The organism is Nonomuraea helvata (assembly GCF_039535785.1).
In the GTDB taxonomy this organism is placed as follows: domain Bacteria; phylum Actinomycetota; class Actinomycetes; order Streptosporangiales; family Streptosporangiaceae; genus Nonomuraea; species Nonomuraea helvata.
On sequence record NZ_BAAAXV010000001.1, the window covers coordinates 1,661,737 to 1,673,211 of the forward strand.

The window sequence follows — 11,475 nt, forward strand, 5'->3', positions numbered from 1 at the left end:
GTCAGCTCCTGGCCTCGGCTGGCCGCCGGAGAGCGACGTCGGCTGGGCCGGTGTCCCGCAGCGGCTCATCATCAATCTGCAGATGGGCTCCTGGGCTTCCGGGATCGAGCCCGGCGGCCCCGGCTGGGACGAGCAACCGGGTCCGGCCGGCAACACCTATTTCCGCGCTCGCAACGTGTGGGTCGGCCGTACCCGCGCCTGGTGACGCACCGCTCCGCTCACCTCGCCGTCATCGCAGAGGTGCCACGGGAAGGTAGACCGTACGGCCGCTCTTGCGGGCACGGCGCGCGGCGGGGATCCGCGCCGCGGTGTGCGCCGGAAGCCGGGCCTCGGCCTCTTCCCAGCCGAGGAACTCGGCGGCGTCGAGCTCATCGGCCTGGAGTTTGATCCGGCCGGGGTCGGCGACGACGCCGCCGTCGAAGAGGAAGGTCAGCATGGGGCGAGGCCGCTCCCCCAGCGGGGGCGACCACTCCACGGCCAGCAGGTCTCCGGCCTGGACGTCCAGCCCGAGCTCCTCGAGGATCTCGCGCACGGCGCCCTCGTGCGGAGCCTCCCCGGCTTCGACGATGCCACCCGGGAAAGCCCAGTACGGGCGGTAGTTCGGCTTGACGAGCAGGACGCGGTCGTCGCCGTCGGTCAGCAGCATGCAGGCCGCGGTGTATGCCGTCGGCAGGCTCGCGTACCAGTCGGCCGGCTCCAGGTACGGCTTGCTCATGTCGTTCATTCGCACCATCACCTGCTCATTCTGACCGGACGGACAGCGCCCACGAGCCGGTCGATGCCCCGGGCGTCCGCCGTGGGTCGGTGATACCCACGGCGGACGCCGGGGCCTAGGTCGTGTTTCATAAGGCATTGAGCCACTGGTTGATCGCAGCGATGATGACGACGGCTTCGTAGCGTACGGCGAGCTTGTCGTAACGGGTCGCCATGCCGCGGTTGCCTTTGAGCAGGTTGATGCCGCACTCCACAGCGTGACGCAGCCGGTAGAACGCGGGGTCGAAGGCGGGCGGGCGACCTCCCTTCGATCCCTTGGCTCGCCGGTGAGCGTCCTGGTCGGCCTTGCTCGGAATGCACGCCTTGATCCCACGCCGGCGCAGATGAGTCCGGTTGGCCTTGCTGGTGTAGGCCTTGTCGGCCAGGACCCGGTCCGGGCGGGTCCTGGGACGGCCACCGCCGAGGCGGGCCACCCGGATCTTGCCGAGCACCGGTATGAACTGCGGGCTGTCGCCCCGCTGCCCGGCGGTCACCACCGCAGCCAGCAGCTTGCGGCCCTGCTCGCAAGCCAGATGGGTCTTGGTGGTCAGCCCGCCGCGCGAGCGCCCCAGGCCATGATCGGCCGGCTCGCTGTGCACCCCGCCGGGTGGTTCCTTTTGCAGGTGACCGTCCCGGCGTGCTCCGGCCGCGTGCTGGTGAGCCCGGGTGATGGTGGAGTCCACGCTCACCGTCCAATCGATCTTCCCGGCGGCGTCCGCACACGCCTGCAAGGCCGCCAGGATCCGCGCCCAGATCCCCTCCCGCTGCCAGCGCCGGAACAAGCCATACACGGTGAACCAGTGGCCGTAGCAGGCAGGAACGTCCCGCCACGGCGCCCCGGTCCGGATCCGCCACCGGATCCCGTCGATCAACTGACGCTTGCTCCACTTCGGCGGACGCCCCTTGCCCGATGCGGCAGGCAGATGCGGCTCCAGCGCCGCCCACTGCGCATCAGTGAGGTCGTGCCGCCTCGTCACCACTACGCTGGTCACGAGGTCTCCGGTATTTCGTTCTTCTTGGTCGTTGAACCACCTACCGGAGACCTCTTCGTTCAACGATCACCGACACGCCTCACACACGTGATCTTTCGAAACACGGCCTAGTCCACCTCCACGACGGCCTGGGCGAACTGGGCCGAGTACAGCCGGGCGTAGGCGCCCTCCGCCGCGAGCAGCGACTCGTGCGTGCCCTGCTCGACGATCCGCCCGTTCTCCATGACCAGGATCAGGCTGGCGTCGCGGATCGTGGACAGCCGGTGGGCGATCACGAAGCTGGTGCGCCCCTCGCGCAGCGAGCTCATCGCCCGCTGGATGAGCACCTCCGTCCGGGTGTCCACCGAGCTGGTCGCCTCGTCCAGGATCAGGATCGCCGGCTCGGACAGGAACGCCCGGGCGATCGTGATCAGCTGCTTCTCGCCCGCGCTGACCGTCCCGCCCTCCTCGTCGATCACCGTGTCGTAGCCGTCGGGCAGCGTGTGCGCGATGCGGTCCACGTGGGCGGCCTCCGCGGCGGCCTCGATGCGTTCGCGCGTGGCGCCCTCCGCGCCGTAGCCGATGTTCTCCGCGATCGTGCCGCCGAACAGCCAGGTGTCCTGCAGCACCATGCCGATGTTGGCGCGCAGCTCCTCCCTGGACAGCTCGGCGATGTCGACGCCGTCGAGCGTGATCCGGCCGCCGGTCACCTCGTAGAAGCGCATGATGAGGTTGACCAGCGTCGTCTTGCCCGCTCCCGTGGGGCCGACGATGGCCACGGTCTGGCCGGGCTCCACGGTCAGCGACAGGTTCTCGATCAGCGGCCGGTCCGGCACGTAGCGGAAGGACACGTTCTCGAACGCCACGCGCCCCCTGATCGGCGCGGTCCGCGCCGGCCCCTCGGGCTCCTGGGACTGCTCGGGAGCCTCCAGCAGCTCGAAGACCCGCTCGGCCGAGGCGACGCCCGACTGCACCAGGTTCGCCATGCCGGCCACCTGGGTCAGCGGCTGGCTGAACTGCCGCGAGTACTGGATGAAGGCCTGCACGTCGCCCAGCGAGATCGAGCCCGAGGCCACCTTGACTCCGCCCACCACGGCGACCAGCACGTAGTTGAGGTTGCCGATGAACATCATCGCCGGCTGGATGATCCCGGAGATGAACTGGGCGCGGAAGCTGGAGGCGAACAGGGCGTCGTTGTGCTCGGCGAAGGTCTCGGCGGCCTCCTTCTGCCTGCCGAACACCTTGACCAGCGTGTGCCCGCCGTACATCTCCTCGATGTGGCCGTTGAGCTTGCCCGTCGAGGACCACTGCTTGATGAACTGCGGCTGCGAACGCTTGCCGACGGCCGCGGTGACGTAGACCGACACCGGCACCGTGACCAGCGCGATGAGCGCCAGGATCGGCGAGATCCAGAACATCACCACCAGCACTCCCACGACCGTCAGCACCGACGAGATGAGCTGGCTCATCGTCTGCTGGAGCGTCTGGGCGATGTTGTCGGTGTCGTTGGTGGCGCGGCTGAGGATCTCGCCGCGCGGCTGGCCGTCGAAGTAGCTCAGCGGCAGCCGGGCCAGCTTGGCCTCGATCCGCTCGCGCAGCCGGAACGCCGCCCGCTGTACGACGACCGTGGTCAGCCGGAACTGCAGGATCCCGAGCGCCGCCGCCAGCACGTAGATCGCCAGCACCCAGCCGAGCACCTGCGCCAGCGCGGTGAAGTCGATGCCGTGGCCGGGCACCACGTTCATCGACGACACCATGTCGGCGAGCGTGCCCTGTCCTCTGGCACGCAGCCCCGCCACGGCCTGTTCCTTGGTGGTCCCGGCGGGCAGCTGGGCGCCGACGATGCCGGCGAAGATCAGGTCGGTGGCGTGGCCGAGGATCTTGGGGCCCGTCACGGTCAGCGCGACGCTGGCCGTCCCGAGGGCGAGGACGACGGCGAGCAGCGCGCGCTCGGGGCGCAGCAGCCGCAGCAGGTGACGGAGCGAACCGCCGAAGTCGTGGGCCTTCTCGGCGGGCCCGGACATGATCCTGCCGGGGCCGAAGGCGGGCTGGGGGCGGCGCGCGGGCGCCTGAGTCGTCATGCTGCTGCCTCCTGTTCGGTGAGCTGGGACAGCACGATCTCCCGGTACGTCGGGCAGGTGCTCATGAGCTCCGCGTGGTCGCCGCTGCCGACCACGCGGCCGTCGTCGAGCACGAGGATGCGGTCGGCGTCGCGGATGGTGTTCACCCGCTGGGCCACGATGACGATCGTGGCGTCGGTGATCTCCTCGGCCAGCGCGGCGCGCAGCCGGGCGTCGGTGGCGTAGTCGAGGGCGGAGAAGGAGTCGTCGAACAGGTAGATCTCGGGCCGGTGCACCAGCGTCCTGGCGATGGCCAGGCGCTGCCGCTGGCCGCCGGAGACGTTCGTGCCGCCCTGGGAGATCGGCTCGTCCAGGCCACCGGGCATCGCCTCGACGAACTCGCGGGCCTGGGCGATCTCCAGGGCCCGCCACAGCTCCTCGTCGGTCGCGTCCGGCCTGCCGTACCTCAGGTTGGAGGCCACGGTGCCGGAGAAGAGGTACGGCGACTGCGGGACCAGGCCGACCGCCCGGGAGAGCACGGCCTGGTCGAGGTCGCGTACGTCGACGCCGTCGACCAGCACCTCGCCGGCGGTCGCGTCGAACAGGCGGGGGATGAGGTTGAGCAGCGTCGTCTTGCCGCTGCCCGTGCTGCCGATGATCGCGGTGGTACGGCCGGGCCGCGCCGCGAAGCTCACGCCGCACAGCACCGGCTCCTCGGCGCCCGGGTAGCGGAAGTCCACGGACCGCAGCTCCAGCTCGCCGAGGCGTCTTTCGGGGGTGACGGGCTCCGCCGGCGGGTGGACGGTCGGCTCGGTGCCGAGCACCTCCTCGATGCGCTCGGCGCAGACCTCGGCCCGCGGGATCATCATGAACATGAACATCGCCATCATCACCGACATGAGGATCTGCATGAGATAGGCGATGACCGCGGTCAGCGCGCCCACCTGCATGGTCCCGTCGGCGATGCGGTGACCGCCGAACCACACCACGGCGACGCTGGACACGTTCACCACCAGCATGACCGTGGGGAACATCAGCGCCATCAGCCGCCCGACCCGCAGCGACACATCGGTCAGCCGGTCGTTGGCCACGCCGAAGCGCTCGCGCTCGTGCCTGTCGCGGACGAACGCCCTGATGACCCGGATGCCGGTGATCTGCTCGCGCAGCACCTGGTTGATCCGGTCGATGCGCTCCTGCATGGTGCGGAAGAGCGGGCGCATCCGCACCACGATCAGGGCCACGATGGCGATCATCACGGGCAGCACGACGAGCAGCAGCGACGACAGCGCGGTGTCCTGGCGCAGCGCCAGCACGATGCCGCCGACGCACATGATCGGAGCCGCCACCATCATCGTGAACGTCATCAGCACGAGCAGCTGGATCTGCTGCACGTCGTTGGTGGTCCGGGTGATCAGGGACGGCGGGCCGAACCGGTTGACCTCCTGGACGGAGAAGTCCTGCACCCGGTGGAAGATCGCGGCCCGCAGGTCCCTGCCCAGGGCCATCGAGGTCCGTGCGCCGTAGTACACGGCCACGACCGAGCAGACGATCTGTATGAGCGTCACACCGAGCATCACCAGCCCGATGCGCATGATGGAACCGGTGTCCCCCTTGACGACGCCGTCGTCGATGATGTCGGCGTTGAGCGTGGGGAGATAGAGCGTGGCCAGTGTCTGCACGAACTGGAAGAGGACCACGAGCGTGATCTCCTTCCCGTACGGCCTGAGCTGGACCCGCAGGAGACGGAGCAGCATCAAGAGGCGCTTTCTGTCGAAGGGGTGGAGGAGGGCCGCACGAGCAGCCCGTCGAGCAGGACGGAGACGATCTCCTCGTCGTCCATGTCGGCGAACTCGCCGCCCAGGCCGAAGCCGCGGTGCACGCTGGCCGCGATCAGCATGAGCAGCAGGTGCGCCGTGCCCTCGGGAGAGCGGCGCAGCCGGTCGCGGTCGGGCTCGACCAGAGCGGCGATCGCCGTCCCGATCCGGCGCCGGCCGTCCAGCATCCGCTCGTGGAACTCGGCGTCGTCGGCCATCAGCTCCTTGGGCACGGCCATGAGATTGGCATTGACGCTCATCCCTTTCCGCAGCAGCAGGACCACCTCGCGCAGCCGAGCGCGCAGCTCGACCTGCGTGCCGATGGCCGCCAGCGCGTCCACCGCCGGCTGCGGATCGAACGCGCTCATCAGCGTCGCCCGGAGCAGCGAGGCCTTGTCGGGGAAGACGCCGAAGATCGTGCCCTCGGCCACGCCCGCGGCCTCGGCGATCTGGCGGGTGCTCACCGCGGCGCCGTATTCGCGCAGCAGGGGGAGCGTGGCGGCGATGAGCGCTGCACGGCGGTCTTCTGGCGCCATGGCCGGCACCCTTCGCCTTCTTGTCATAGAACGAGTCTAATGAGCGAGTACTCACTCGTTCAAATGGTTATGTGGCGGTGCCTACCGCTACGCTCCCTCCGTGCTCAAACCTTGACTGCCCGGTTTCCTGCTGCTGCGCACCGAGAAAGCGACCTCCGGCCGGGTGGCGGGCCTCGGCCTCGGCTTCGCGGGCGTCATGGTCGTGCTCGGGGTCTGGCAGCCGATGGCCGGCGGGCTCGTCATCCTCGCCGCCATCGCCCTCACCCGGCGCGCCGCCCGCCGTCCCGTCCCCGGCCTAGGAGTACCGTTCGCAGACCGTGAAGGACACACTCCTGGTGGCCCTGGAGGGGGTGAGCAGGTGGAAGACGATCGTGTGCCGGCCCGGCTCGAAGGCTCCGAAGGGGTTGCGCTGGTTCTTGGTCGTACCGGTCACCCAGTCCGTCTTCCACCCCTCGTCCTCGCCGTCCACGACCCAGCGGTAGCCGTACTCGACCTGCCTGCCCGACGGGCCCTTGAGCAGGGCGACGGGGAAGAGACTCGGTGACCAGCAGTTGTCTCCGGTCTGCTGCCCGTCCAGCGTCAACGACACCAGGCGTACGGTCGCCGCGGCCGCCTTCGTGGTCGTGGTCCTGCGTGGGGAGGTCGTGGTTCGGGGCGTCGATCGCGTGCGGGTGGCGGTGGGCTTCGGGCTGGCGGTCCTGGTGGGACGCGTCCTCTTGGCGGGAGCGCTGGGTGTGCGGGTCGCGCCCGGCGTCCTGCCGGCGTCCGGTTTCTCGGCCGGGGCGCCGGGCGTCGTGATGGCGCCCTGGGCGGCGGCCGAGGAGGTGGGCGCGGCCGTCGTCTCCGGGGCGGGCATCCAGAGGATCGCCCCGCCCACCAGGGCGGCGGACGCCGCCAGCGCCCCGGCGCCCACCAGTATCGCCTTCCAGCGCGGGCGGCTCGCGGGACGACCCGCCGCACCGCCTCGACGGCCCGGCAGGGTGCCCGCCGTACCGGTGGGCGGGGCGCCGATGAGCCGGAGCAGGACGTCCTGCATGGCGGGCCGGGCGGCGGGGTCCTTGGCCAGGCAGGACAGCACGATCGGGCGAAGCGGGCCGGACAGGCCGCCCAGGTCCGGCTCGTCGTGGAGGATGCGGCGGATCACCGCGGGCAGCGAGTCGTTGCCGAACGGCGGCCTTCCCGTCGCGGCGAACACCATCACCGACGCCCACGCGAAGGCGTCCACCGCGGGACCGAGCGGAGCTCCCGTGAGCTGCTCGGGCGCCATGTAGGCGGGCGTGCCGACGATGCTGCTCGTGACGGTCAGCGAATGGCCGGCCGCGCGGGCGATGCCGAAGTCGATGACCCGCGGGCCGTCCCTCCCGAGCAGCACGTTGGCGGGCTTGAAGTCACGGTGCACCACCCCGGCCCGGTGGATCGCCGCCAGCGCCGTCGCGGTCGCCACCGCGAGCCGCTGCAGGTCGGCACCGGCGTGGCGGCCGGCCTGCTGGAGCGAGGGCCCCTCGACGTACTCCGTCACGATGTACGGCCGCCCGCCCAGCGAGGCGTCGAGCACCTGAGCGATGCAGAACGGCTCCACCCGCCGCGCCGCGTCGATCTCCTTGGCGAAGCGGTGGTCACCGGCGAAGCCGTCCGCCAGCACCTTCACCGCGACCCGCCGCCCGTCGGGCGCCTGGCCCAGGTAGACCACCCCCTGGCCGCCCACACCCAGACGCCCGAGCAGCCGGTAGGGCCCCACGGCTGGGGGGTCTTCCGGCAGGAGGGGGTCCATCACTCGCTCCCGTCCGGGCAGATGGTGAACGAGAGCGTCTTCGACACCGTCGCGGGCGAGGTGATGCGGAGGGTGACCTTGTGGGAGCCGTCCGGTTTCACGAGCGGGCCGACGACCTGGTGGGTGTGGGACTCGGCGAGAGTGCCCTCGGAGCGCATCACCACCCGCCCGTCCAGCACCCATTCGTAGCGGAACGTGGTGCCCAGCTTGGTCCCTTCGACCATGCCGAAGGTGTTGCTCTGTCCGAACAGGCACTCAGGGGTGTCGGCGTGCCGGGGACCGATGACCCAGACCCGCGGGATCCGCACGGAACCACCGCCCGATGAGGGCTTCGCCGACGAGGTCGCCGGTTTGGGAACGGACTGCGTCGGCCTGGCGGTGGGCTTCGTGGTCGGTTTGGTGGGGGTGGTCACCGGTTTCGCGGGAGACGGGCTCTTGGTCTTTTTCGGGCGCTGGCGCGTGCTCGTCGAGGCCGGCGTCTTCGGGGTCGGCGGCTTCTTCGAGGTCGGCGTCCCGGCGGAGGTGAGGGCCAACGGCTGCGTACTCGGTTGGGGGCTCGGGAAAGGGAAACCCCAGACGCTCGTGGCCCCCCAGACGACGGCGCCCGCCACCGCCAGCGCCCCCACCCCGGAGACGCCCGCGACGACCGCCGTCCTGCTCCCGCGCCGCCGCCGCCCGGGTGCCGTGGACAGTCTCCCGCCGTCGGCGCCGTACGGATGCGCGGGCGCCTGTCCGCCCAGGAGCCACAGCAGCACGTCCCGCATGGCCGGCCGGCGCGCCGGATCCTTGGCCAGGCACGCCAGCACGACCTGCCGGAGCGGTTGCGGCAGGTCGCCGACCTGCGGCTCGTTGTGCAGAATCCGGTTGATCACCGCGGGCAGCGAGTCGTCACCGAACGGGGGCACCCCGGTGGCTGCGAACACCATCACCGACGCCCACGCGAACACGTCCACGGCCGGCCCGATCCGCTCGCCGGCGAGCTGCTCCGGCGCCATGTACGCCGGCGTCCCCACGATGCTGCTGGCACCCGTCGGCCCCGCTTCGACGGACCGGGCGATCCCGAAGTCGATCACTCGGGGGCCGCCCTGCCCGAGCAGCACGTTGGCGGGCTTGAAGTCACGATGGACGATGCCCGCCTGATGGATGGCCGCCAGCGCGGTCGCGGTCACCACCGCGAGCCGCTGCAGGTCGGCACCGGCGTGGCGGCCGGCCTGCTGGAGCGAGGGCCCCTCGACGTACTCCGTCACGATGTACGGCCGCCCGCCCAGCGAGGCGTCGAGCACCTGAGCGATGCAGAACGGCTCCACCCGCCGCGCCGCGTCGATCTCCTTGGCGAAGCGTTCGTCGGCGAGCCCCTCGCGCAGCACTTTGACCGCGACCCGCCTGCCGCCGGGCGCCTGACCGAGGTAGACCACCCCTTGGCCGCCGGCGCCCAGACGCCCCAACATCCGGTAGGGCCCCACACCGGTGGGGTCGCCTTCCCGTAGAGGTTCGACGTGCGTCATGGGACTCCTGCCAAGCGTATGGGATCTTCGGCACCATAGCGGGAAATGTCAGACCGGGTGCGCCAGTTGCGTCAACCGCGCCGTACGGGACGGTGGGCACGCGCCCGAACAAGGGCGCCCCGCCGGCGGACGGCGCATCTCATAAGGCGCCTTACCCGGCGACCGCGAAAGCATAATTGACCCATTATCCGCGCGGGCGCTATATTGTCGCCACAATTTCTCCACACAAACGGGATGACCTGCGCGGATTACAAATTGCCATCCGCTTCAGCGCCCAGCTCCGTAGGTGATTTGAACACCGGTTGAAAGATTTGTCCAGGCCCTTGTCGAGGGTGTTCGGATCACTTACTGTCCAGGTGATCTAATCACCCCCCACACAATTCAGGAGCCCTGGTGCGCCGATTAACGCTCACCGCCACCATCGCGGCGGTGCTACTCCCCCTGCTCTCCCCGGCAGCCTCCGCCACCACCACCGTCGGCACCGCCACCGCCGCCGAAGACCCTGACGCCGTCCAGCAGGTCGGTCCGGGTCTGTACTTCTCCGACACCGACACCTTCACGTTCGACGAATCGGACGTGCCCGCAGGGTCGATCGGCCGCACGCACGGCGTGGCCACCGGCGGCGGCGACCTCGCGCGACCGCAGTCCGCCCCCGCCTCCCGGCCCGAGATGGCGGTGTTCGGCCCGGGCTGGAAGGCCGAGTTCCTCGGCGGAATGCTCGACAGGAAACTGGACGTCCAGAGCGGCGCCATCGTGGTCACCGAGCTCGACGAGGGGACCACGACCCGCTACACGCTGAAGAGCAGCATCTCCTTCCCCGAGGGCGGCGGCATCCAGCGCTACGAGAGCGGCGACGGATCCAAGATCACCGAAACGACCCGGTGGGACTCGGCGGCCGGGGCGATGCGGACCTCCATCTCCGAAGCCATCGCGATGGACAAGGGCGCCACGGAGGCGGGGGACGACAACTTCTCCCAGAGCAACGCCGAGCTCGGCCTCACCTACAGCTGGACGAAGATCGACGGGCTGCAGAGCACCGACACCTGGCGGGTGACGGCCACCGGCAACACCGCCTACGGCGCCTCGACGGTGGCCTATGACGCCCAGGGCCGCGTCAGCACCGTCAAGGAACCGGCCGCGGGCGAGGCCCCCGAGGAAACGCTGACGGTCACCTACGCCACGTCGACCACGGCCACCACGTCCTCCTTCGGTGACTACGCCGGCCGGCTCAAGCAGATCACGCTCACTTCCGGCACGGAGGCGCCGCAGACCGTCGCCAGCTACGGATACGACGCCAACGGCCTGCTGCGCACCGTGGCCGACCCCAGTCTGAGCGGCTCTCCCGCGTCCACCTACGCCTACGACCAGGTCGGGCGCCTGACGTCGATCGACTCGCCCACGGACGGCGGCTGGCAGCTGACCTTCGCCGGCGGCACCGCCGCCCCCACCGCGACCGCCACCGACACGTCGCGGCCGGCCGGCGGCGATCCCATCCAGGGCGCGAAGGGGATCAACGACCCCAACGCCACCGCGCCCGACCCCGGCGACTTCCTCCCCGGCGACGTCTCCAACCCGCAGGCGTACCCGTCGTACTGCAACGACGCCTGGAAGTGGCTGTACTACCAGAGGGCCGGCTGCGCGTCCTGGGTCGCCCACTACGGCTGGCGCAAACCGCTGTGGCGGAAACTGCCCAGCAAGCGCTACGTCATGGGCATCGACTACGACCACTGCACCAACGCCCCGGACCGTCCCACCGGCTTCGACTTCCGGCCGGCCTGCGACATGCACGACTACGGCTACGGGCTGATCGGCAACACCTACAAGCACTACCGCTACTACCTCGACCGCTATCGCAAGTCCCAGGTCGACGACGTGTTCTACCACACGCTCAAGAACTGGACCTGCAACGCGTACAACATCTTCGTCCGCACCGTCTGCAAGCGCTGGGCCTTCGTCTACCGCCAAGGGGTTCGCCTGGGCAACCCCAAGAACGGCGCGAACGCCACACACTGACGACCGCACCTGAGCGTGCCGGGCCGGATGGCTGGATCGCCCGCCGTCCGGC

The 11,475-nt window shown here is 70.2% G+C and carries 9 protein-coding genes; 2 read left to right on the forward strand and 7 right to left on the reverse strand.

Annotated features, from left to right (window positions below):
* Positions 1 to 82 precede the first annotated feature (82 nt).
* Complete coding sequence (locus ABD830_RS07670; RefSeq protein ID WP_344985759.1) at positions 83 to 205, forward strand: hypothetical protein; 123 nt, start codon at positions 83 to 85, stop codon at positions 203 to 205.
* Between the two features lie 24 nt (positions 206 to 229).
* On the opposite strand, the gene ABD830_RS07675 is transcribed toward ABD830_RS07670, so the two are convergent.
* From ABD830_RS07675 to ABD830_RS07705, 7 genes are all read right to left on the reverse strand, one after another.
* On the reverse strand, positions 230 to 733 hold the full coding sequence (locus ABD830_RS07675; protein ID WP_344985760.1) for an NUDIX domain-containing protein: 504 nt from the start codon (positions 731 to 733) through the stop codon (positions 230 to 232).
* A 109-nt stretch (positions 734 to 842) separates the two neighbouring features.
* Positions 843 to 1,730 carry an IS5 family transposase gene (locus ABD830_RS07680; RefSeq protein WP_378521066.1) on the reverse strand — a complete coding sequence of 296 codons (888 nt, stop codon included), beginning with the start codon at positions 1,728 to 1,730 and terminating at the stop codon, positions 843 to 845.
* A gap of 122 nt (positions 1,731 to 1,852) precedes the next feature.
* Positions 1,853 to 3,805 (reverse strand): ABC transporter ATP-binding protein, encoded by a 1,953-nt coding sequence (locus tag ABD830_RS07685; protein ID WP_344985761.1) that lies wholly within the window; start codon positions 3,803 to 3,805, stop codon positions 1,853 to 1,855.
* Positions 3,802 to 5,538 (reverse strand): ABC transporter ATP-binding protein, encoded by a 1,737-nt coding sequence (locus ABD830_RS07690; RefSeq protein WP_344985762.1) that lies wholly within the window; start codon positions 5,536 to 5,538, stop codon positions 3,802 to 3,804. Before ABD830_RS07690 ends, ABD830_RS07685 begins: the two co-directional genes overlap by 4 nt.
* Positions 5,538 to 6,134: a TetR/AcrR family transcriptional regulator gene (locus ABD830_RS07695; protein ID WP_344985763.1), complete on the reverse strand. Its 597-nt coding sequence runs from the start codon at positions 6,132 to 6,134 to the stop codon at positions 5,538 to 5,540. Before ABD830_RS07695 ends, ABD830_RS07690 begins: the two co-directional genes overlap by 1 nt.
* 295 nt (positions 6,135 to 6,429) lie before the next feature.
* Positions 6,430 to 7,905 carry a serine/threonine-protein kinase gene (locus tag ABD830_RS07700; protein WP_344985764.1) on the reverse strand — a complete coding sequence of 492 codons (1,476 nt, stop codon included), beginning with the start codon at positions 7,903 to 7,905 and terminating at the stop codon, positions 6,430 to 6,432.
* Entirely contained in the window at positions 7,905 to 9,410 is a 1,506-nt protein-coding gene (locus tag ABD830_RS07705) for a serine/threonine protein kinase (RefSeq protein ID WP_344985765.1), read from the reverse strand. Before ABD830_RS07705 ends, ABD830_RS07700 begins: the two co-directional genes overlap by 1 nt.
* Positions 9,411 to 9,803: 393 nt before the next feature.
* Here ABD830_RS07705 and ABD830_RS07710 point away from each other — a divergent pair, with 393 nt between their 5' ends.
* Positions 9,804 to 11,423 carry a phospholipase A2 gene (locus tag ABD830_RS07710; protein ID WP_344985766.1) on the forward strand — a complete coding sequence of 540 codons (1,620 nt, stop codon included), beginning with the start codon at positions 9,804 to 9,806 and terminating at the stop codon, positions 11,421 to 11,423.
* Positions 11,424 to 11,475: the final 52 nt, after the last annotated feature.